Raw genomic sequence first — 21,522 nt, 5'->3', positions numbered from 1 at the left:
CGGCCGAGCTCCCATGACGACCCTCGTTCGCCGTGTTACATGCCCGCGATGGCCCCTCAGCTCCCCTCGCGAGCCCGCGTCGTCATTATTGGCGGCGGTGTGATCGGCACCTCTGTCGCCTACCACCTCGCGCACATGGGCGAGCGGGACGTGGTGCTGCTCGAGCGCGATCGCCTGACCTCGGGCACGACCTGGCACGCGGCTGGCCTCATGGTCTGCTTTGGCTCGACCTCCGAGACCTCGACGCAGATGCGCCTGTACACCCGTGACCTGTACGCGCGGCTCGAGGCCGAGACCGGCCAGGGCACCGGGTTCGCGCCGATCGGCTTCATCGAGGTCGCGGGTGATCGTGATCGGCTCGAGGAGTACCGGCGGGTCTCGGCCTTCAACCGGCACTGCGGCGTAGACGTGCACGAAATCTCGCCCGCCGAGGTCAAAGAGCGGTTCCCGCTCGCCGACACCAAGGACATCCTGGCGGGCTTCTACGTCGAAGGTGACGGGCGCGTGAACCCGGTCGACGTGACGATGGCGCTGGCCAAGGGCGCGCGCATGCAGGGCGCGAAGGTGATCGAGGGCGTCGCCGTGACCGGCGTGACCCAAACGCGCGGGGTCGTCACGGGCGTCGACACCGATCACGGCCACATCGAAGCCGAGGTCGTGGTCAACTGCGCGGGCATGTGGGCCCGGCAGCTGGCGGCGCGCTCGGGCGTGAACGTGCCGCTGCAATCGGCGGAGCACTACTATCTGATCACCGAGCCGATCCCCGAGCTGTCTTCAACCTGGCCTGTGCTCGAGGATCCCGGCTCCTACGGGTACTTCCGCGAAGAGGGCGGCGGCCTGATGATCGGGCTGTTCGAGCCTGTGTGTGCGCCCTGGAAGGTCAACGGCGTGCCCGAGGACTTCTCGTTTGGGACCTTGGCGCCCGACTGGGATCGCATGAGCCCGTACCTGGAGAAGGCCATGAGCCGGGTGCCCGTGTCCTTGGATACTGGCGTCAAGCTGTTCTTTTGTGGGCCCGAGAGCTTCACCCCCGACCTCGCCCCGATCGTCGGCGAGGCGCCGGAGCTGAAGAACTACTTCGTCGCGGCCGGGCTCAACTCCATCGGGATCTTGACCGGCGGCGGGCTTGGCCGCGTGCTGGCCCACTGGATCTTGACCGGGCGGCCCGACGTCGACGTGACGTACATGAACATTGACCGGCTGCACGGCTACCAGGCCAACCCCGAGTATCGGGCGACCCGCACGGTCGAGTCGCTGGGCATGGTCTATCAATGTCACTACCCCACGCGCTCGATGCAGACCGCCCGCGGGGCCAAGACCTCGGCATTTTATGATCGCCTGGTCGCGCAGGGGGCCTACTTTCGTGACGTCTCGGGCTGGGAGGGCGCCGACTGGTACGCGGGCGCCGGCCAGCAGCCGGATCCCGGGCCGCTGTCGTGGGGGCGACCGAGCTGGTTTGGCAATTGGGCAGCCGAGCACCAGGCCGCGCGCGAGGGCGTGATCCTGATGGACATGTCGTTCATGGCGAAATTCCTGGTCCAGGGCCGCGACGCAGGCCAGGCGCTCGAGCGGCTCAGCGCCAACAAGGTCAACGGCAAGGCCGGGCGGATCACCTATACCCAGTGGCTCAACGAAGACGGCAAGCTCGAGGCGGATCTGACCGTGAGCAAGCTGGACGACGAGCGCTTCATGGTCGTGGCTTCGGACACCGCCCACCGTCACGTGCAAACGTGGATGCAGCGGCAGTTTCCGGCAGACGCTCACGCGTTCGTGACCGACGTGACGTCTGGCTATGCGCAGCTCAATGTCCAAGGGCCCCGCTCGCGCGAATTGATGCAGGCGGTGACGAGCTTTGATCTCTCCAATGAGGCGTTTGGGTTTCGCAGCGTCGCCGAGCTGGACATTGGGTTCGCGCGGGTGATCTGCGTGCGGATCACCTATTTGGGCGAGCTTGGCTACGAGCTGTACATTCCAACCGAGCAGGCGCTGCACGTGTATGATCGGATCGTCGCCGCCGGTGAGCCGCTTGGGCTGCGCCACGCGGGGCTCAAGGCGCTGGCGAGCTTGCGAATGGAGAAGGCCTACCGCGACTATGGCCACGACATCGACAACACCGACACGGTGCTCGAGGCGGGGCTTGGGTTCGCGGTTCGGGTCAACAAGCCGGGCGGGTTCATTGGCTGCGAGGCCGTGCGCGCGCAGAAGCAAGCCGGGCCGCTGCGCAAGCAGCTGGTCCAGATCCTCGTCACGGATCCCGAGCCGCTGATGTTTCACGCAGAGCTGGTGCTGCGCGATGGCGTCGAGATCGGGTACATCCGCGCGGCGTCGTACGGGCACACGCTCGGCGGGGCGGTTGGGTTGGCGATGATCGAGGCGAGTGAAGGGGTGGCGCTCGATCAGGCCTGGCTAGACGCGGGCAAGTGGGAGGTCGAGATCGCGGATCAGCGGTACCCGGCGCGCGCCTCGTTGGCGCCGCTCTATGATCCTCGGAACCTGCGCGTGAAGAGCTGACTCGGTCGCGGTCGCGGTCGCACCAACAGTCCAACAAGGCCCCGTGCAAGCCGTCCTGGGCTCGTGTACTGTCTGCCAGTGCCCCGCTGGTTTCGCCGCAGAGCGCGGCCCGTGGCCGCAGGCCATCCGTTCGAGGTGGACGCCGACTCTGTATCACCGGAGAGTCGGACGAGCTTCGATAAGCTGCTTGCAGACCGCATCGTCCTGGTCGCCGGGAAGATCGACGACAAGACCGCGACGCTGACCATCGCGCAGCTCTTGTTCTTGGCCCACCAAGACGCCACGGCGCCGATCTGCGTGTACGTGAATTCGCCGGGCGGGGTCGTGACTTCCGCGCTCGGCATCTACGACACGATGCTCGACGTGGCGCCGCCTGTGCATACCACCTGCGTCGGAAAGGCCGCTGGGATGGCGGTCCTGTTGCTCGCGGCGGGCGAGCCGGGACAACGCGCGGCGATCTCGGAGGCGAGCATGTGGTGGACGGCGCTGACCGGATTCACGCCAGACACGGACATCGCCACGGCCGAGGTTGCTCGCTTGCATGAGACGCTCGACGCGTGCAGTCGCAGGCACACTGGCCGCAGCTTGCAGACCCTGGAATCGGCAGGTCGGGTCGATGCAGCTGGCGCGCTCGCGCTTGGAATTGTGGATCGGATCATTCGGCACCGGAGCTCCTGACCGTCGCTCGGTTTGAGACCACCCCGCCGCCGCCCTCGCCGGTTTTCACCGCTCGCAACGCGAGTGTTTCTGCGCAGAGTCGACGCTTGCGCGGTGATGTTTCCACCCTAGGATCAGTATTTGTGGGGTCGCAACCCAACACGGACCAGACCCACGGCGATCCCTGTACAGAGGACGCGTCATGATCGTCGCCCTCTCTCGGTTTCGGGTTGCAAACGACAAATACACAGCCGTCGCCAAGGCGTTCACGCACCGGCCCAGGCTCGTCGACGCCGCCTCGGGTCTCCTCGGTCTCGAGGCCTTCACAACGATCCCCGACCCGGCGCTCTTTTACCTGATCACACGCTGGACCGACGCGTCCTCGTGTCGGGCCTGGCACAGCACTGAGGCTCACCTCCGCTCGAACCGCGAGATGCCGCAAGACATCGAGCTCGATCCGGCGCAGACCCAGCTGGTCGTGATGAACCGGATCGAGACCCAGGCGTGTGTGGACACGGTCGAGTCGCTCGATGCCCTGGTCGCCGACGCGGCGCCCTTCGTCGCAACCTTTCTGGGCCAGGCCGACGCGGTCGTCCTACTCGCCGCCGCGGCCAGCGGCGTGATCCGAGCCGTCAACCCAGCCGCTGCGCGATACTTGGGCGCGAGCGCGGAGGCGCTGGTTGGCACCACGCTGTGGGACCGCCTCCCCGCCGCCGACGCGACCGAGCTGCGGCGCCGGGTCGGGCTGAGCCCGCGCCACCCTGGCGATCGCTTCGTCCTCAACCTGCTCGACGCGGACGAGGTCCCGCGCTCGCTCGAGTGCCAAGTCGATCTGCGGCCGGACGGCTTTGTGCTGCTCGGCGAGCGCATCGTCCGCAAGACCGACATGCTGCAAGACGCGCTCTCGTCCATCAACAACGAGCTCGCCGTCATGACACGCGAGAGCGCTCGCAGGGGGCGTCAGCTCGAGCTCGCGCTCGCTGAGCTACGCGCCGCCCAAGCCACGCTCGTCCACCGCGAGAAGATGGCTTCGCTCGGCCAGATGACCGCCGGGATCGCGCACGAGATCAACAACCCCATCGCGTTCGTGCTCAACAACGAGGTGACACTCGCCCGCGACTTCGAGGAGCTGCTCGCGCTCGCGCGCGCGCTCGAGGAGCTGCTTCCAGAGCTGGCCAACACCTCGTCGGCCGCCCACGCGCGGCTCGTCGAGGTCGCCGCCCCCTGCGAACTCGAGCACCTCGCGGAGGCCGTCCCACGCAAGTTCGCGGCCAACCTCGAAGGTCTCGACCGCGTGACGAAGTTGGTGCTCGATCTGCGGACCTTCTCGCGCCTCGACGAGGCCGCGTACAAGCCCATCGCCCTCGACGAGTCGATCGCGGCGACGCTCCGGATCCTGGGCCCGCTCGCGCGCGAGCGGGACGTCACGCTCGAGTCGCGCTTCGAGCCAATGCCGCCGCTGGTGTGCCACGCTGGCGCGCTGAACCAGGCGATCAGCAACATCGTCATCAACGCGATCCAGGCCAGCGCGCCAGCACAGCCGGTCGTGATCTCGGCGCACATGGACGGCGGCTCGCACGTCGTGCTCGTCGAGGATCGCGGATCAGGCATCACGCCAGAGCACCTTGGCAAGGTCTTTGACCCGTTCTTCACCACCAAGCCGGCCGGCGCCGGGACCGGTCTGGGGCTCACCATCACCCACCAGGTCATCGCGTCGCACGGGGGTGAGATCCAGATTCAGAGCACACCAGGTCGCGGCACTCAGGTTCGCGTGTGGATCCCCAGTTTCCCCGCGAGCTCGCCGACGAGTTCGCCGGCAGTTGGGGGAGCGCGCTCGTGATCTACGGCGGCAAGCCCGAGCGCGCCAAGGTGCTCGTCGTCGACGACGAGCTCTACGTGCTCGAGAGCATCATGGAGCTGCTTCGCCGCGACTATTGCGTGCTGGCGACCACCGAGGCTGAAGAAGCGATCCAGGTGTTGGCCGCCGAGGACATCGCGCTTCTACTCACGGATCAGCGCATGCCTCGGGTCTCGGGTGTCGAACTGCTCGCCCGCGCCGCGCAGATTCGGCCCGAGACCGTCCGGGTCCTGTTCACCGGCTACTCCGACGTGGAGGCGGTGATCCGCGGTGTCAACGAAGGCCACATGTACCGGTACGTGACAAAGCCATGGGATCCCGCCGAGCTGCTCGCGTTGGTCGCCGAGACGACCATGCACCACGAGCAGGCCGTCGCGCGACGGCAACTCGTGCGCGAGCTCGTCAACGCGTCGCCTTCGGAGCTCGCGCGGTGCCAGACCCAGACCCCGGCCCAGGCCCAAACCTGGCTCGAGATTGAAGATCCGATCGCGCAAGAAAATGCGCTGCTGCGGGCGGTGCTCCATCAATTCGCGTCGTTCTGGCAGGTGCGAAAGAGCGGACCCGTGCTCCCGATCTGCATGACCTGCCGCAAGGTCAACGCTGGTTCGGGCGTATGGACCGATCTTCTAGACTTCATGCACGAGCACTCGACCTTTCTCAGCCACGGGTACTGCCCGGCCTGCGCCAGAGAACAGTTTGCGCTGGCGGGTCTGGATCCCGACGAGCACGGCCACACATGAACACTGCATCACTCCACGCGCGCGCCGCCCTCGCCGCGCGGCTGCTGACCCACAAGCGAAGCGTCAGCGAAGAGGTCACGGATGAGTTCTTCCGCCTTCACCCTGACTGGCTCGTGCGCTACGGCGAGCGCGGGCGCATGCGCGGGGTCGACGACGCCGGCTTCCACATTGACTTCCTCGCTGGCGCGATTGAAGCGGGCGCCGCCGGTCCATTCGAAGATTATGCACGCTGGACGGTCCGCATGCTCGGCGCCCGGGGGATCGCGGCTGCCTTCGTCATGGAAAATTTCGAACAGATCGAGCGCGCGCTCGCCCGCCGACTCTGGGACCAAGACGAACGTGGAATGCTCGCGTACATCGTGGCTGCGGCGATCCGCGCGTGTGAAGTGGACAGCGCGACGCCGACGGGGGCCGCACCCGATATCGCGCTGGCGAGCACGCGCAGCACCTTCGTGCAGGCGATCCTCGCGGGCCAGCGGCGGGCGGCCTGTACGATCGCGCTCGAAGCCGTGCGCGCCGGAATCGGGATGCTCGACCTGTACTCGGACGTGATCCAAGAGGCGCTCTACGAGGTCGGGCGGCTGTGGGAGTCCAACGCGATCGCGGTCGCCCAAGAGCACATGGCGACGGCGACCGTGCAGCGCGTGCTCGCCGAGGTCTACGCCGAGATGCCGCCCAACGACGCCAAGCGCGGGACTGCCCTGCTGACCGGCGTCGTCGGCGAGCTGCACCAAGTCGGCGCGAACATGATCGCCGACGCGCTCGAGGCCGACGGCTGGAGCGTGCGCTTCCTCGGCACCAACATGCCGCACGCGGGCATCATCGAGATCTTCGAAGAGAAGCCGGCTGATCTCGTCGGCATCTCCTGCACGATGAGCTTCAACCTGCCGAGTGTGGTGGACCTCGTGCAGCAGATCGCAGCGCTCGACCCCAGGCCAAAGCTCGTGCTCGGCGGCGCCGCGTTTCGTTCGGCGCCCTCGCTCGTCGATGAGCTCGAGAGTGACGGCTTCGCGCCCGACGTCCGCAGTGCGGTCCACATGGCCCGATCATTGGGCCAGGCGAGCTGAGCCGTTCATGCGTACCCCTAACTCGAGATCGAGTGCCGCGCCGTGAGACCGAACAGCCGGCGCGAGCGGGATCCCGCGGCGCAGGCGATCACCATCTCGAGTAGAGCCTCGTTCATCCGCGCTACGAAGCCAGCGCCTGCGCGAGCGGGGCGAGCACGCGGGCGCTGGTCTCACGATGCACCTGCGCACGCCGAAGGCCACCGAGCACGCCTTCGGCGGGGCGGTCGAAGCCCTCGTTCGTGCCGCCGTTGAAGTTGATCGCCGCGATCGTGCGCTCGAGCAGCGCGAGCGCCCAGCTTCGATCATCATCCGAAGCTTGGGTCAGCAACCACTCGAGGCTCTGCCACGCCAGCTGGGCGTGGCGCAGCTCGTCGGCGACGATGCGCTCGAGCACCTGCCGGACGGCCCCTTCGCTGGCACCTTCGGCGGCGGCCATCGCCTCGGCCACGCCAAGCGTCTCGCCGACGCAGGCTTCCACGATCAGCCCGCGCACGACCTCGCGCCAGTCGGCCTCGACCACCAGACCGTGCAGATCCAAGTGCCCCGGCCCGATCCACGCGCCGCCGTAGGCCGAGGCCAGGCCGTAGGCGAGGCGCGCGTGCTCGATCTCGTCGAGCGCCGCGCGCTTGCACGCGAGCAGCAGCCGGGCGGGCGCCCCCAGGGCCAGCAGCTGGCTGCCGAAGCGGGCGAAGCTGGCGACCGAAGCGTGCTCGAGCGCGGCGATCTCCGCCCAGTGAGCGGCGAGCTGCGGATCCTTGGCGAGCCCGGCAAACCCCGGCGCGGGCGCGGCCCAGTCACTTCGTTGGCACGGGGCGGCCGTGCATGCCTGGGCTTCGACGAGCAGCGGTCGCCCGATCGCGCAGCCAGAGTACTCGCACGTCCAGCTCTCGTCGTAGTGCGGAAAGCAGTCCGCACCAGGGTCACAGTCGTCGCTGGTGTTGCAGACGTCGTTGGCCGTGCGGCACTGAATTGTCTGGACCCAGCCGCAGCCGTCGTCGAACGCCCCAAGCCCACACTCGCCACACTCGCCGCAGTCGCTGTTGGTCGCGCAGCCCACTGCCATGCAGGTTGGCCAGTCGGGTTGGCCATCGAGTACGCCTGGCGGCACGCACACGCGGCCATCGGTGCAGTCACTGTCCGTCGCGCACGCCGAGACGCAGCCGCAGTAGGTGGCCTCGAAGCCCTCAAAGAATTCCGTGGCGCTGATGCACTTGGTGTACTCACCCGAGCAGTCCGCGTCGCTCGTGCAGTGCAGCGTGTCCTCGGTCCCGGCGCAGCCCGGCGCGTTGATGGCCGGGTCGAAGGTGCCGCCGCCGACCCGGTTAATGCGGCCGTCGCTGCACTCCACGATGCCCTCGGCGATCTCGACGGCGCCCTCGCAGCCGCCCTCGCACACGGGCCCGGTGTCGCTGCTCTCGGAGCCACCGTCGGTATCGGTGGGCTGCCCGGACCCCATGCTCGTGGTTGTCTGGCCTTCAGCGCCGCCGTCTTCCACGTCGACGGCACACCCCGTCAAGCCGGCCAACAGGGACACTCGCAACCAGTCTAGGCGTTTCATGCTTCGGTTCTATCACGTCCCGCGACCGACGAGCACCTTCCCCGTCCGGCCTGGGGCTCGAGCAAGCCAGAGCTTTCCTGTCGGCTGTCGCCCGGGTCGCCAACACTGTGTCCATGACCTACCTAAATACAAAGACTTGGTTGGTCGCGTCGTGCCTGGCCGGTCCCGGACACGGCCTTCGATGCCCCGGGCGACAGCGACGGAACGGCAACTCGGAGACTGGCGACGGCGATGGGGACCCGGGGGACGGCGGCCCAACCGGCGACGGCGACGAAGCGCGAGCCGACGCAGCCCAACAAGAGGCCAGCGACCCACTCCCACTCGAGCCAAGCGCCCCCCTCGACAACGATGACCCACCCCGGAACGCGTGACCGGCGGCCACACATGCCCACGCGAACAGCCCCCCGACCGAAGCGCCAAGCCGCGCCACCGGCGGCAGTCGGCGAAGTCGAGGTCTCCGTGGGGTTCCCCAGGCAACCCGCCCATAGCACCCCGAGCCCCCTCCCACCTGCATCATACAAGGGGGCCACACATGCGATAGCGAACAAACGCCCCCGAGGAGCGAAGCGACCAGACGCGTCAGCGGCTGCAGTCGGCGAAGTCTACGGTCGATGTGGGGGTCCAAAGCAGACGCAGTCGGCGAAGTCCAAGGTCTCTGTGGGGGTAATAGATAACGAGTATCCTGGCGCCCTCATGGCGAGGCTCGCGTCCAAGCTAAGCGAACTCAAACAGCAGTACACCGTCGTCGTCGTCGGCAGCGGCTACGGCGGTGGCATCGCGGCGTCCCGGCTCGCGCGCGCTGGCCAGCAGGTCTGCGTGCTCGAGCGCGGCCGCGAGTACCTGCAAGGCGAGTTCCCCAACACCGAGCTCGAGGCCGCAAAAGCCACGCAAGTGTCGGGCCCCACCCTCCCCAAGGGCCGGCTCGGCTCCAAGCTCGCGCTGTTCGATTGGCACGTCGAGCCAGAGTTCAATGTGCTGACCGGCTGCGGGCTTGGGGGGACCTCGCTGATCAACGCCAACGTCGCGCTCGAGGCCGATCCCAAGGTGTTCGAGCTGCCCGCGTGGCCGGCGGAGATCGGCGAGGACCACCACGCGCGCCTGCGCCAAGGCTACGCGCGCACCCGCGAGATGCTGGCGCCCAGCCCCTACCCCACTGACTGGCCAACCCTGCCCAAGCTCGAGGCCCACGCGCGCTCGGCCAAGCAGATGGGCGAGAAGCTGACTCGGGTCCCGATCGCCGTCTCGTTCCGTGATCACACCAATCCCTTCGGTGTAGAGCAATCCAAGTGCGCCCTGTGTGGTGACTGCGTGACCGGCTGCAACCACGGCGCCAAGAACACGGTCGCAACGACCTACCTCCCCGACGCGTGGAACCACGGCGCGGAGCTGTTTTGCGAGGTCGAGGTCTCGCGCGTGGAGGCCCGCAAAGACGGGCTGTGGGCGGTCCACTACACGCCGCTCGGGCGCGGCACCGAGGCGTTCCAGCGCGACGGTGAGCGGGTCGTGCTCGCGCAGATCGTGGTGCTCGCGGCCGGCACCTTGGGCTCGACGCGGATCCTGCTGCGCTCGCGTGCCGCGGGGCTCCCCACCTCTTCGCGGCTGGGCCACGGCTTTAGCGGCAACGCCGATGTGATCGGGTTTGGCTACAACAACGACGTGCGGATCAACGCCGTCGGCGCTGGCCGGCGCGCGGTCGACCCCGAGCGCCCCATTGGACCCACCATCACCGCTGCGATCGACGGCCGCATCCCCCCGCGACCGCTCGACCAACAATTCGTGATCGAAGAGGCGGTGCTGCCCGGCGCGATCGATGCGATCTATCCCGCCGCGTTCAGCTATGCCGCCGCTGTGTTTGGCCAGGACACGGATCCCGGCGCGATCGACTCGATCTCCGAGGCCCAGCGAGAGCTACGTAGCCGGCTCCCTGGGGGCGCGCGCTACGGAGCCATCGCCAACACGCAGACCTACCTGGGCATGGCGGTCGACAGCAGCGACGGCCGCCTGCGCCTCGACGAGCGCGAGCGGCTGCGGATCGACTGGCCGCAGGCCGAGCGCGAGCCGATCATCGCTGCGCTCAACAAGCGCATGTTCGCAGCCACGGCGGCTCTGGGCGGCACCTACGTGCCCAACCCGCTGTGGAGCAACCACCTGCAGTCCTCGCTGATCACCGTGCATCCGCTGGGCGGCTGCTCGATGGGCGACGACGCCAGCGTGGGCGTGACCAACCACAAAGGCCAAGTGTTTCGCGGCCCGACGGGCGCAGAGGTTCACCCCAACCTGTACGTTGCCGATGGCGCGGTGATCCCCACAGCCCTGGGCGTGAACCCGCTGCTGACGATCTGCGCCGTGGCCGAGCGCAGCGTCGCGCTGCTCGCCGAAGCGCACGGCTGGCAGATCAACTACGACCTTCATCACCGCCCGGTGCCACCGCGCCAGCCAGCGCCGCCGGCCGGGATCGGGATCTCGTTCACCGAGCGCATGGCCGGCTTCCTGGCGCCCGCCAGCCCCGACACCACGCACCACGCAGCCCACGATCAGGGCAAGCGCGCCGCCAACAACTTCGCGTTCGTGCTCACGCTGCTGACCGAGGACCTCGACGCGACGCTGCGCGACCCAGGCAAGCGCATGATCCTCGACGGCGTGGTCGAGGCCCCGTGGCTCTCGCCGCGACCCTTGCAAGTGTCGGAGGGTCAGTTCGCGCTGCTCTCGAGCGATCCAGATCACCTGGACACCACCAACATGATCTACACAATGCAGCTGACCGCCAACGACGGCCGCCGCTGGGCATTTCGTGGGGTCAAGTATGTGCACGACGATCGCGGGCCGGATCTGTGGGGCGACACGACCACGCTGCTGGTGGATCTGACCGAGCTCCCCAACGCCGACGGCCAGACCCACGCGCAACCCCAGCTGTCTCGCGGGCTGCTTCGCATCGAGGCCGCGGATTTTGCCAAGCAGCTGACAACCATGGAGGTCACCGGCACCAAGGACGCCATCGAGCGCCTGCGGGCCAAGACCCGGTTTGGTCGGTTCTTCGCCGGCAAGCTGTTTGACACCTACGCCGACGTGTTCGCGCGGCCAAGCGTGTTCGATCCAACCGCGCCACCGCGAGAGCGAAGGCCGCTGCGTACGGGCCCGCCCGAGGTCCACTATTTCTTCACCAGCGACGAGGTCCAGCTGTGCCTGACCCGCTATCGCGGCGGCGGCAAAGGCCCGGTGATCCTGGCCCACGGGCTGGGGGTCTCCAGCCGGATCTTCACGGTCGACACGATCGACACCAACCTCGTCGAATATCTGTACGCCCACGGCTACGACGTGTGGCTGCTCGACTACCGCGCCAGCATCGAGCTGGCCGCGTCGGCGCAGCAGGCCAGCGCCGACGTGATGGCGCAGATCGACTTTCCACAGGCCGTCGCCAAGGTTCAGCGCGTGACCGGGGCCCCAAGCGTGCAGATGGTCGTGCACTGCTTCGGCTCGACGGTGTTCTTCATGTCCATGCTCAGCGGCGCGCTCACGGGTGTGCGCGCGGCCGTGGCCTCGCAGACGGCGGCCCACATCGAGGCCGCCGGCCTGGTCCGCCTCAAGTCGGGGCTGCATCTGCCCAAGGCCCTCGACGCGCTCGGTGTGCAGTCGCTGACCGCGTACACCGACTCCGACGCCCGGTGGTTCGAGAAGCTCTACGACAAGGCCCTCGAGCTGTACCCGCTGCAAGCCGAGGAGCGGTGCGCGAGCGCCACCTGCCACCGGATCACCTTCATGTACTCGCTGCTCTACGAGCACGACCAGCTCAATGTTGCGACCCACGAGACCCTGCACGAGCTGTTTGGCGTGGCCAGCGTGTCGGCCTTCGAGCAGCTCGCCAGCATGGTTCGGGCCCGGCGCATCGTCGACGCCGAGGGCCGCGACGTATACTTCGAGCACCCCGAGAATCTAGCGATCCCGCTTCGCATCATTCATGGGGCCGAGAACGCGTGTTACTTGCCAACCGGGACCAAGAAGACCGTGGCGTGGCTGCGCGAGCACAACAACCCCGACCTCTATTCGCACGTGGTGATCCCCGACTTTGGCCACATTGACTGCATCTTTGGCGAGCGCGCGGTGACCGAGGTCTACCCGAGCATTCTCGCGCACCTCGAGGCCAACCTCTAATGTCCAAACACCATGACGCCGTGATCATTGGCTCGGGCTTTGGCGGATCGATCAACGCGCTGCGTCTGGCCGAGGCTGGACGCTCCGTGCTGGTGCTCGAGCGTGGCCGACGCTACCCGCCCAAACAGTTCCCGCGCGACGTGCAAGACACCAACGCGCTGCTGTGGCGCTACCCAGACAAGCGCGCCTCGCAAGGGCTGTACGAGCTGCGCTTCATGTCTGGCGTGGCCTCGATCACCGCCGCGGGCCTTGGCGGTGGCTCGCTGATCTACGCCAGCATTCACTACCGGCCACAGGCGCGGATCTTCAAGGATCCCCGCTGGCCCAAGGCGTTCAACCTGGACACGCTGGGCAGCTACTACGACAAGGTCAGCGAGGCGCTGGGGGTCGAGCCGGTGCCCACGCAGCTGCGCCTGCCCAAGCGCGACGCCTTCGTCAAAGCTGCAGACGCGATGGGCCGCGAACAATTCGACACGCCCCAGGCCGTCAGCTGGAACCAGGTGTTTGGCGCAGGCAAGGGTCGCAAGACCTGTCAGCTGTGTGCCGAGTGCGAATTTGGGTGTCCCCACGGGGCCAAGAACACCCTCGACTTCACCTACCTCGCCAAGGCCCAGGACCTGGGCGCCGAGCTGGCGACCCACGCCAACGTCAGTCACATCGCGCCGCACCCCGGCGGCGGCTGGGATGTCCACTACGAGGACACCCGCACCGGCGATCGCAGCGTGGTCACCGGGGCGCGGGTGATCGTCGCGGCCGGGACCCTGGGCTCCAACGAGATCCTGCTGCGCAGCCGCGACGTGACCAAGACCCTGCCCAAGCTGTCTGCGCGGCTTGGCTACGGCTACTCCGGCAACGGCGACTTTCTGGGCAACATCCAAAACGCCGCGACAAGCCTCGAGCCGTGGGTCGGGCCCGACGTGACCTCGGTGATGTGGTGCTTTGACCAAGACCCGGGCTTCGCAATCGCCACGCCAACCTTCAACGAGCCAGTCATGCAGGTGCTCGCCTCGCTCGGGCAGCCCCCGCCCAACTCGTTCATGCGCCTGGTCTCGGAGCGGCTGTATCGCAAGCTGCCGCAGCTGCTGCCCTTGGCCATGAAGACCGGCTTGCTGAACAAGCCGCTGCGCCGACCCGGCAAGGGCGCCGGGCCAGCGTCGCGGTTCACGACGGTGTTTGCGATCGGGCAAGACAACGGCGGCGGCCGGGTCGTGCTGCGCCGCGGCAAGCTCGATGTCGTGTGGGCCTACGAGCAAGAAAACCGCGCACTCGTGGCGGCCCAGCAGCGCGAGATGCAGCGGCTGGCCAACCAGTACGGCGGCACCTACGGCAACTTGGCGACCTGGGATCTGTTTGGGCGGATCCTGACAGTCCACAACTTGGGCGGCTGCGCGCTCTCGAACTCCGCAGACGAGGGCGTGGTCGGGATCGACGGACAAGTGCACGGACACGCGGGGCTCTACGTCGCTGACGGCTCGGTCATCCCCACCGCGATCGGCAGCCACCCGGCCATGACGATCAGCGCGGTCGCAGAGTGGATCGCAGAGCGGGTCGTCGCGAGCTACGCCTGAGATCGAGGGAGGTGTGATCCTTCAACACACCTGACGCTGTCGCAGGTCGGCTCGCCCGCGGGTCGGCCTGCGCGGCCGGTGCATGCCCACGTCAGCCGGTGGGTTTGGTCCCCGACCGCAGAATGATATCTAGATCTTCGCGTATTCGAGCTGACCAAGGAGTTGTGCTTTTCGGCCGCTTGGGCGCGGATCCAACTATAGTGCCACCCCAAAGGTGTGTGCAAAAACTATCATAACAGAACGAGCCAGCGTGGCGTTACATTGTTGACGGCGCGGCACCTCCGCGAATAGTTTGTTCACCCGCCGATCGCACATTTTCACGCGCGGCGTGACAACTCAGATGCCAATCACCAAACTACCTCAAATCACCAAACTCCCCTCGCTCGCTCCCGCCGATAGCTTTGACACGGTCGGCGTCGAGCTCAGCGACAAGTCATTGCTAAAGATCGCCAATGACATGCTCAGCGAGATCAAGGCTGCGACCTTTCGAGTTGGGCTGGGAATGAGCCTGCCGGACGATCCCAACTCCTGGGAACAGGTCATCCGCAAGCGCCTGGATGTGGTGCCAAGCGACATTCGCGGTCGCGCCGCCCACCAGCTCGAGCGGGACTATGGCAACAAGCTGATCCGCGCCCGCGAGCTTGGACGCTTTGCGGACATCAACCTGGCGGACCGGAACGTGCTCGCCAAGGTCCGCCCCCCGGTCGAGATGCGCGCCGACGTCGGGCGCCTGCTGAAGATCAGCGAGCAGCAGGGCCGGATCGCGTTCCACCCCTCGGTCCCGCTCTCGCCCGTCAAGGCCACCGATCTTCAGCAGCAGGACTATCTGTACCGCAACATCAAGTTCATGCTCGACAAGGTCTACTGCATCGACGAGACCGGCACCGACTGGCTGGGCAGCGACGAGATCGACATGGGCGGGACCAGCGTTGACGAGACCGGCGACGTCAAGAAGATCAGCGCGTTCGCGGTCAGCCACGACTTTGACACCGGCGAGTACAGGAACTTCAACCCCGACAAGAACGTCCACTCGTTCAGCGTGCTCGAGGGTGGGGACAATTGGCCGAAGGTCTATCGCGTCACCCTGGCGATGGTCGAGCGCGATTGGGGCGACTTCCCGGCGTGGATTGGCGAGCTCTACAACAAGGCAAAGAGCCGCGTCAAAGAGTACCTCGCGGGGATCGCCGCGGGTGTCGGCGCTGCCGTGGGCGGGCCCCTCGGCGCGCTCGTTGGCGCCGTCGCGGGCTGGGTCGTCGGTTGGGTCGTCGACAACCTGATCGGCTGGATCACCACACTGTGGGAGGATGACCTGATTGGCAGCAAGACCTTCACCTTCACCCACGCGGGTCCGCGCGCGACCTTTGGCGGCCGCACCCGCTCGTCAACCAACGCGTTGGTCTGGAACGGCAGCGGCGGCAGCTACCGGACCTACACCTATTGGGAGCTGTTCAACTGAGCTCGCGTCGCCGAGCTGGTTGCGTGCTCGGGGGTCGGTCGCGCCGATCCCCGAGCGCCGCCCCCGACCCCGCCCCCGCCCCTGTCCCTGTCCCTGTCCCTGTCCCGTAGCATCACCGTGATCACCGTTGCGATCATCGACAGCGGGGTTGACCTCGCGCACCCATGGTTCATGGCTCACGACCTCGCGGCGTCGGTCGTGCGTCGAGACTTCACGGGCGAGGACGATCTGCAGGATCTGGGCGGCCACGGCACCTTCCACTGCGGCCAAGTCACGCGGCTCGCGGGTCAGCCCGTGCGATTGCTCGTCGCGCGGGTCGTCGGGGCCAACGATACTGCTGCGCCCGACCATGTCGTCGAAGCGTTGAGTTGGGCGCGTGAGGAAGGTGCCCTGCTGATCTCGATTGGGCTCGGTGCCCCGTGCTCAACGGCGGCGCTCGAGCTCGCCGTTCACACCTGCGCCGAGACGGCGTTGGTCATCGCGCCGGTCGGCAACCAACTGTGCCGCGAGCGCCTTGACGGCGATGACCCACGGGTGTTTCGAACCTGCGCGCTGCTGCCCGCGCGGCTGCCAAGCGTGCTCGGTGTCGGCCTGGCGGCCGGGCCGGGTGTGGTGGCGACCAGCGACTGCGCTGGAATGGATGTGCGATTCGCTGGCGCAGACATCGAAGGCCCCGCCCCCGGTGGTCGCGTAGTGAGCCGGGCGTCGACCTCGGTCGCGGCCGCGCGCGCGTCGGGGGTCGCCGCGCGGATCTTGCTGGCCGACGCCGACTTGCGCGACGCGACCCGGTCAGGACGTGGGCACTCGCTCATGGTCGCGCGATTGCTCGCCGAGGCCATGGCTCGACCGGCGCTCGCGAGCAGCTTCGAGATCCATTGAATCTCGTAGCGCCGCGCTCCTCGCCATGGGCGGCCTCGATCAGGCCAGGATCCCCGCCGCGCGCCAGGGCTCGAGATCCGGGACCAGAAACCGCAGACTCTGCTCACCCACGATCGCCCCCCCGCGCAGCGGAATCCAGATGTGCTGACCAGCCTTGTTCAGCTTGGTCTGGATCTCGCTCGGCGCGACCGTACAGCTGATGTAGCCCGTCTTCAGCGTGGTGCCGAGCTCGGCGTCGCCAGCTACGCCGGCGTGAGTGATCACGAAGCGCAGGGCCGGGTCTTTGGCCAACAGCGCCTTCTGGGCCACGATGATGCGACGGTCGGTCACACGAACGACGCAGCGAATGAAGTTGGTCACCCCGCCAGCCGAGTGCTGAGACACGGTGATCCCCTCGAGCTCGAACAACACCCGCTCGTCGCTGGCGAGGGCCAGCTTGGACAGCGTCGAGCCGCCCCATGCGACCCCGAGGACGACGGCCATGACGACGAAGACAGCGATGCCACCGATGAGGATGGGATCCATGCCACAGACATAACAGCTGGCTGGCCCGGACGGGAGGCGGACCAAGGACGATGCATCCACACTGAGGACGTCGCTGATCTGTTGGGCTCTCAATGTAGCGCGCCCTCGGGTACCCAAGACCATCCATTGCTCCACCACGCCCACGACTTGGGTACACTCGCGCCGTGCCGAGCGCTTACAATCCGTACATGCCAGGTCTGCGCGAGTGGGGCGGGGGCCTGGTTTGGGGTGGGCTCTGTCTGCTGTTCGCGCTGTTCTTCGCCTACATGTTCGTCGGTGACGTGCGAGACGCGAGGGCCACAGCCCCCGCGCTCTCGCCAGCATCGCTTGCCCAAGACCCGCTCGAGCTCAACGAGTACCGCGGTCAGCTCGTTGACGTGCACGGCTTCGCGCTCGACTGTGAGCTCGCCGCGTTCGACGGCGAGCGGTTGTTGGCGCCCGCGTTTGCGGCTGCGTCCGAGGGCCTGATCTTCGTGGCGTTCGAGCACAGCAGCGACTGCACCGAGGCCTCGCGGGGCTCCGCAGAATACCGGGCGACCGCGAAGGCGATGTCGGCGGATCTACGCGCGGACTTTGGGCTCGACGGGCCGGAGCTTCAGGGCGCCACGATCGCGATCGTAGAGCCTCACAGCATCGGCTACTGGATGATCCCAGCCGCGCTGTTCTTCGGAGCGATCGGCCTGTTCGGGCTCAACCTCGCCGTGTCCACCCGCCGACGGCTGATCGCCGCGCTCAACCGAGACCTCGCCCCCGCGCCCGGGCCCGCGCCCGCCGTGGACGACGAGCACGACGCGGCGGATCCGTACCGGCCGGGGATCCCAGGCCGGCTCATCACTGAAGAGATCGCGCTCTCGCCTAGCCTCGCAGCCAGGCTTCGCCGGGTCCGCACGCTTCAGGCTGGGTTTGCGATCGTGACGCTCGTCGCGGCGCTGGCCACCGGGGTGTTCGGCAGCAAGACCATCTACGAGCGTGAGCAGATCTGGTCGCAGGGCGTGCTGGCCCCCGACGCGACCGCCAGCGGCGAGACCCATCGCAGCGTGTTGATCCTCGTCCGCACCAACCTCGACGTGACCTTCGTCGACACGACCGGGCGTGTGCATCGGGAAGCGGCATCGGCCATGAGCCTGATCACCGGTGTCGACGACTCGGTCCCGCCGGTCGTTCGCTACCTCCCCGACGCGCCCGATCAATTCGCGGTGTCCTGGATCCACGAGCAGCGCAGTGGGTCGTGGGCGCTGCTGATCATCGGGACCCTGGCCTTGCTCGCTGGCGGGATCGCCATGGGCGTCTCGGCCCGCCGTGATCGCCGACCCGAGCAAGCGGCGGCGGTGTTCAACGATCCTCGCGAGGCGCTGCTCGACCTGGTCAGCGTCGATCGTCAGATCATCAATGGCGATGACACCGGCGCGCGGACCTACCACTTTTGCATCCGCGACTCCGAGCTGGTGTGGTCGCACTTCGTGGGCCCCAAGCAGCCGCCACCGCTGTTCCTCGACGAGAGCGAGACGGTCGCGCTCGCGCTGTACAACCCACGAGACGCCGGATACCTGCTGGTGCTGAGCGAGCAGCTCGCCGAGCTGAAGCAGCCACCATTGTCGTCAGCGCAGCTGCGGGGCCGCTATCAGGCCAACACGAAGACTAGCCCTTAGCGTGCTCGCGGGGCGTGAAGCAGATCCGCGCGATGCTTCGACGTCGACCAACACGCACGACCTCGGCGTCGTAAGCCCCGACGACGAGCGCGTCGCCCTTGCGTGGCAGCCGGCCGAGCGCGCCGATGATGTAGCCGCCAACCGTGTCGTGGGTGTCGTCGAGCTCGATGCCGAGCAGCTTGCTCGCTGCTGGCAGGTCGAGCCCACCGTCCATCTCGATGACGCCGTCGCCACGTATCTCGAACGGCGCCTGGATCTCGTCGCGCTCATCGTGGAGCGGCCCCACGATCTCCTCGAGGGCGTCCTCTAGGAACACCATGCCGACCATGGTGCCGTGCTCATCCTGGACGATCGCGCCTTGGTGGCCCGTCTGCTGCGACTCCACGATGAAGCGCGACAGCGGCTGGGTGTCCGGCACGAACATCGGGCTCCGGGCGATCTTGTCGAACTGGACCTCGCCGCCCCCGAGCACGATGTCGAGCAGGTCGCGGGCGAGCACGATGCCCACGACCTCGTCGAGGTCCTTGTTGCACAGCGGCCAGCGCGAGTGGCCGAGCGAGCGCACACGCTCGAGGTTGTCCGCGGTCGTCGCGGACCGATCGAGGAACGCGACTTGGGTGCGCGGCAGCATCACGTGGCGGATCTCGAGCTCCACCAGATCGAGGATGTTTTCCGCGAACATCCGCTGGCGGGCCGAGATGTTCCCGGCCGTCGCCGCGGCGCCGATGATGCCCTTGATCTCGAGGACGTCGGCGTCGTGCTCGCCGTGCCCACCCGCGACGCCGACCAGGCGCAGCAGGCCGTTGGACATGACGTTGACCACCACGATCAGCGGCCTGAAGATCATCGTGAAGATCTTGAGCGGCAACGACAGCCGCAGCGAGGTCCGCTCTGCCGTGTGGATCGCCCAGATCTTCGGCCACTGCTCGCCCAGGACCATGTGCAGCAGGGTCACGATCGTCAGCGCCAAGCCGAAGGACACCACGTGCAGGGTCGTGCTGGCGTGGGTGTCGAAGCCCAAGGACGCCGCGCCCAGCTCGATGAGGGCCGCGAACGCAGGCTCGGCCAGGTAGCCAAGCACGAGGCTTGCGATCGTGATGCCCAGCTGACAGGCGGAGAGGTAGAGATCGAGCTCCTCGATCATGCCGAGCAGACGCTTGGCGCGGGCGTCGCCCTGCTCGGCCAGAGCCTGCAGGCGGGCAGGACGAGTCTTCACCAGCGCGAACTCGGCGGCCACGAAGATGCCGTTGAGGAAGACGAAGATCGCGGTCCAGATGAGCTTGGCGAGCATCTCACCACGGGATTTCGCCGATTCGGGCTGCAGAATCAACCTCGAGCTCGAGTTGTGACTCGTGCAAGCACCTCACAGAGCCTCGAATTCGATCGTCAGGTAGCTGAGCTCGTCATCCATCGATCCGGTCGTGTCGCTCGAAGAGCCGGCGCACGACCAGCCACGAGGCGCCGGCGGCAGCCAGGATCGGCGCAAACACGAAGGTGCCCATGGTCGCGCCTGCGTGGATGAGCGACCGCCACACCGCGCCGCGATCCGTGCTCGTGTGGACACCGGTGAGCACGTCGAGCGCCGCGTCCCAGCCCAGCGCGGCCGTGAGCCGCCACGCCAGCGTGAGCGCGAGCGCGAGCATCAGCAACACCCAAGGGGCGCGCGAGAGCCTGGAGGTCGCGCTCATGGGGCGGTCCCCGCGACGCGTGCCCACAGCGGCCCTGCGCACAGCGCATAGGCCAACACCGCGTCGCCGATCTGGTTGCTGACCCGGTAGCGACGCGTGCCATCGTGTTGCTCGGGAAAGCCAGCGAGCTCGAGCGAGGCGAGGAGCTGGTCCCAGAACGCCTGATCTCGAAACCCACGCGCGGCGAGTATGGCCAGGCCGCTCGACCCTGGGCTCGCTTCGAGCAGCGGAATCACGTGGCCCGAGTCGACATCGATCGAGCCTGGAGCTGGCACCGGCCACTCGCGCGCGAAGCCAAAGCCCAACACCTGTCGCCCGAGCGCGCGCTTGGCCAGCTCGTACTGACCGCGCGCATAGTCGGGATCGACGAGCGCGAGGTTGTAGGCGCTCATCCAGATCGAGCTGCCCTCGGGGCCGTCGAGGTGGCCGCCATCCCAGCTGTAGCTCGAGACGAGCATGTTGGTTCGCGGGTCTGTGAGCTCGAGCGTGGCGGTGCGCAGCCACGCGTGTGGTAGTTTGGCGTCGACCTTGAGGCCGAGCGCCGAGGCCATGCGCGAGGCCACGAGCGCGGTGGTGTTGCAGAAGGTCCAACACTCGTTCGGGTAGCTCTCGCCGCTGAGGACTGGCCCTGCGCGCATCTGGTCGTGAATCAGCTCGAGCCTGTCGATCAGCGCGCGGCGATGTGCGGGTACCCGCGGGTCGGAGCGGGGCGCGACCAACAAGAAGGCCGCGAGCATCATCGCGATCTCGCCATCGATGAACAGGCTTCGCGGGGGTTCTTGCCGCCAGGTCGCTCCGCCCGGTCGCGGATGGGCGTAAGGCAACAAGAAGAAGTACATCGAATGCCGTGCCTGCGCAGCCACGGTCGCCGAGATGACCGCATTCATGACGTCGAGACCACGCCGCGCAGACGCGGGCTGACGGATCGCCAGGTTGGCCAGCGCGAGCACCAAGAAGGTCCGACCCATGAAATCCCACTCGGGGTTGCTCGAACGCATGCGCACGATCGCGTCCTGATCTCCGCGCTCCCACAGCCGCAAGTGTCGCTCGATCACCGCCTGCGCCCACGCGGGTAAGGGAGCGGAGTCATCGAAGAGGCCCGCCGTGCGCGGGCGAAAGGCCCTCGACGCCAGCCCGCCCCACGTGACCGTGCTCGCGGCCAGGCACGCGCCGCCCAACAGCCAGTCACGCCGGGTGCGTTCGAACTTCGTCACGGC

General features: G+C 67.5%; 16 protein-coding genes. 11 read left to right on the top strand and 5 right to left on the bottom strand.

Features of this window, described 5'->3' with window-relative positions; genetic code table 11:
* Positions 1–48 precede the first annotated feature (48 nt).
* From DB30_RS01440 to DB30_RS01420, 5 genes are all read left to right on the top strand, one after another.
* Positions 49–2,511: a GcvT family protein gene (locus DB30_RS01440; protein ID WP_052546150.1), complete on the top strand. Its 2,463-nt coding sequence runs from the start codon at positions 49–51 to the stop codon at positions 2,509–2,511.
* A 111-nt stretch (positions 2,512–2,622) separates the two neighbouring features.
* A complete protein-coding gene (locus DB30_RS01435) occupies positions 2,623–3,189 on the top strand; it encodes an ATP-dependent Clp protease proteolytic subunit (protein WP_052546135.1) in 567 nt (188 codons plus the stop codon).
* Between the two features lie 181 nt (positions 3,190–3,370).
* The gene (locus DB30_RS01430) at positions 3,371–5,008 is read left to right on the top strand and encodes an ATP-binding protein (protein WP_052546134.1); all 1,638 of its coding nucleotides are present in this window, start codon (positions 3,371–3,373) and stop codon (positions 5,006–5,008) included.
* Complete coding sequence (locus DB30_RS01425; protein ID WP_052546133.1) at positions 4,942–5,766, top strand: response regulator; 825 nt, start codon at positions 4,942–4,944, stop codon at positions 5,764–5,766. Before DB30_RS01430 ends, DB30_RS01425 begins: the two co-directional genes overlap by 67 nt.
* Complete coding sequence (locus DB30_RS01420) at positions 5,763–6,833, top strand: cobalamin B12-binding domain-containing protein (protein WP_052546132.1); 1,071 nt, start codon at positions 5,763–5,765, stop codon at positions 6,831–6,833. The genes DB30_RS01425 and DB30_RS01420 overlap by 4 nt, the downstream gene beginning before the upstream one ends.
* Before the next feature lie 121 nt (positions 6,834–6,954).
* Here the strand turns inward: DB30_RS01420 and DB30_RS01415 are convergent, their stop codons facing one another.
* Positions 6,955–8,391, bottom strand: a complete 1,437-nt coding sequence (locus DB30_RS01415; RefSeq protein WP_146657808.1) for a ferritin-like domain-containing protein — start codon at positions 8,389–8,391, stop codon at positions 6,955–6,957.
* Positions 8,392–8,504: 113 nt separating this feature from the next.
* Here DB30_RS01415 and DB30_RS01410 point away from each other — a divergent pair, with 113 nt between their 5' ends.
* The 5 genes from DB30_RS01410 (at position 8,505) to DB30_RS01390 (ending at position 16,443) form a co-directional block, all read left to right on the top strand.
* Positions 8,505–8,762: a hypothetical protein gene (locus DB30_RS01410; protein WP_146657807.1), complete on the top strand. Its 258-nt coding sequence runs from the start codon at positions 8,505–8,507 to the stop codon at positions 8,760–8,762.
* A 322-nt stretch (positions 8,763–9,084) separates the two neighbouring features.
* Complete coding sequence (locus tag DB30_RS01405; protein WP_052546130.1) at positions 9,085–12,540, top strand: GMC oxidoreductase; 3,456 nt, start codon at positions 9,085–9,087, stop codon at positions 12,538–12,540.
* Positions 12,540–14,108: a GMC family oxidoreductase N-terminal domain-containing protein gene (locus DB30_RS01400; RefSeq protein WP_052546129.1), complete on the top strand. Its 1,569-nt coding sequence runs from the start codon at positions 12,540–12,542 to the stop codon at positions 14,106–14,108. The genes DB30_RS01405 and DB30_RS01400 overlap by 1 nt, the downstream gene beginning before the upstream one ends.
* Positions 14,109–14,448: 340 nt before the next feature.
* A complete protein-coding gene (locus tag DB30_RS01395; protein WP_052546128.1) occupies positions 14,449–15,564 on the top strand; it encodes a hypothetical protein in 1,116 nt (371 codons plus the stop codon).
* Positions 15,565–15,681: 117 nt separating this feature from the next.
* On the top strand, positions 15,682–16,443 hold the full coding sequence (locus DB30_RS01390; protein ID WP_052546127.1) for a S8 family serine peptidase: 762 nt from the start codon (positions 15,682–15,684) through the stop codon (positions 16,441–16,443).
* 39 nt (positions 16,444–16,482) lie between these two features.
* On the opposite strand, the gene DB30_RS01385 is transcribed toward DB30_RS01390, so the two are convergent.
* Positions 16,483–16,968, bottom strand: a complete 486-nt coding sequence (locus DB30_RS01385; RefSeq protein WP_052546126.1) for a hypothetical protein — start codon at positions 16,966–16,968, stop codon at positions 16,483–16,485.
* Between the two features lie 188 nt (positions 16,969–17,156).
* Between DB30_RS01385 and DB30_RS01380 the strand changes: the two genes are divergently transcribed.
* On the top strand, positions 17,157–18,617 hold the full coding sequence (locus DB30_RS01380) for a hypothetical protein (protein WP_052546125.1): 1,461 nt from the start codon (positions 17,157–17,159) through the stop codon (positions 18,615–18,617).
* Here DB30_RS01380 and DB30_RS01375 read toward each other — a convergent pair.
* The 3 genes from DB30_RS01375 to DB30_RS01365 form a co-directional block, all read right to left on the bottom strand.
* Entirely contained in the window at positions 18,607–19,908 is a 1,302-nt protein-coding gene (locus DB30_RS01375; RefSeq protein ID WP_052546124.1) for a hemolysin family protein, read from the bottom strand. The two genes, DB30_RS01380 and DB30_RS01375, sit on opposite strands and share 11 nt — an antisense overlap.
* A gap of 112 nt (positions 19,909–20,020) precedes the next feature.
* Positions 20,021–20,305 (bottom strand): hypothetical protein, encoded by a 285-nt coding sequence (locus tag DB30_RS01370; protein ID WP_052546123.1) that lies wholly within the window; start codon positions 20,303–20,305, stop codon positions 20,021–20,023.
* Positions 20,302–21,519, bottom strand: coding sequence for a hypothetical protein (locus DB30_RS01365; protein ID WP_052546122.1), 1,218 nt, complete (start codon positions 21,517–21,519; stop codon positions 20,302–20,304). Before DB30_RS01365 ends, DB30_RS01370 begins: the two co-directional genes overlap by 4 nt.
* Positions 21,520–21,522: the final 3 nt, after the last annotated feature.

The sequence above is a fragment of the Enhygromyxa salina genome (assembly GCF_000737335.2).
Classification (GTDB): domain Bacteria; phylum Myxococcota_A; class Polyangia; order Nannocystales; family Nannocystaceae; genus Plesiocystis; species Plesiocystis salina_C.
The sequence above is the reverse complement of the archived record's forward strand: the minus strand, read 5'-3'. Positions and strand labels throughout refer to the sequence as shown.

What these genes read in the sequence shown, in the direction of transcription:
- DB30_RS01370 (WP_052546123.1), bottom strand. Translation starts at nt 20,305, where the DNA reads ATGAGCGCGACCTCCAGGCTCTCGCGCGCCCCTTGGGTGTTGCTGATG.
- DB30_RS01380 (WP_052546125.1), top strand. Translation starts at nt 17,157, where the DNA reads ATGCCAGGTCTGCGCGAGTGGGGCGGGGGCCTGGTTTGGGGTGGGCTC.
- DB30_RS01405 (WP_052546130.1), top strand. Translation starts at nt 9,085, where the DNA reads ATGGCGAGGCTCGCGTCCAAGCTAAGCGAACTCAAACAGCAGTACACC.
- DB30_RS01375 (WP_052546124.1), bottom strand. Translation starts at nt 19,908, where the DNA reads ATGCTCGCCAAGCTCATCTGGACCGCGATCTTCGTCTTCCTCAACGGC.
- DB30_RS01420 (WP_052546132.1), top strand. Translation starts at nt 5,763, where the DNA reads ATGAACACTGCATCACTCCACGCGCGCGCCGCCCTCGCCGCGCGGCTG.
- DB30_RS01410 (WP_146657807.1), top strand. Translation starts at nt 8,505, where the DNA reads ATGACCTACCTAAATACAAAGACTTGGTTGGTCGCGTCGTGCCTGGCC.
- DB30_RS01400 (WP_052546129.1), top strand. Translation starts at nt 12,540, where the DNA reads ATGTCCAAACACCATGACGCCGTGATCATTGGCTCGGGCTTTGGCGGA.
- DB30_RS01440 (WP_052546150.1), top strand. Translation starts at nt 49, where the DNA reads ATGGCCCCTCAGCTCCCCTCGCGAGCCCGCGTCGTCATTATTGGCGGC.
- DB30_RS01395 (WP_052546128.1), top strand. Translation starts at nt 14,449, where the DNA reads ATGCCAATCACCAAACTACCTCAAATCACCAAACTCCCCTCGCTCGCT.
- DB30_RS01385 (WP_052546126.1), bottom strand. Translation starts at nt 16,968, where the DNA reads ATGGATCCCATCCTCATCGGTGGCATCGCTGTCTTCGTCGTCATGGCC.
- DB30_RS01415 (WP_146657808.1), bottom strand. Translation starts at nt 8,391, where the DNA reads ATGAAACGCCTAGACTGGTTGCGAGTGTCCCTGTTGGCCGGCTTGACG.
- DB30_RS01430 (WP_052546134.1), top strand. Translation starts at nt 3,371, where the DNA reads ATGATCGTCGCCCTCTCTCGGTTTCGGGTTGCAAACGACAAATACACA.